Below are 303 nucleotides of genomic sequence, written 5' to 3' on the forward strand. Positions count from 1 at the left end.
CAAAGCTGCTTCATGGAGCCACCCCCGTTTCCAGACGATAGCCCATCCCACGAACCGCAACGATTCGCTGCTTCATCTCAAGACCGGACATCGTCTTTTTCAGCCTGGTCAGATTAACCTGCAAGGCATTTTCGTCTATGTATTCCGTGGTTCCCCATAGTGCTATGCAAAGTTGCTCCGTCGTGACCAGAGCATCGCCGCCGGACAAAAGAGCAACCAACAGTTTTCCCTGATTTTTTGGAAGCACGACAGAGGTATTATGAATATAAAGCGTGTAGGTCTGCTGGTCTAACAGGAAATCTG

At 49.5% G+C, this 303-nt stretch carries 1 protein-coding gene; it reads right to left on the reverse strand.

Annotated features, from left to right (window positions below):
* Positions 1-10 precede the first annotated feature (10 nt).
* The coding region (locus LI149_RS15120) for a winged helix-turn-helix domain-containing protein (RefSeq protein WP_227143620.1) at positions 11-303 on the reverse strand (293 nt) is incomplete at its 5' end.

It is taken from the genome of Dorea sp. 210702-DFI.3.17, from assembly GCF_020560825.1.
GTDB classification, from domain to species: Bacteria; Bacillota; Clostridia; order Lachnospirales; family Lachnospiraceae; genus Dorea; species Dorea formicigenerans.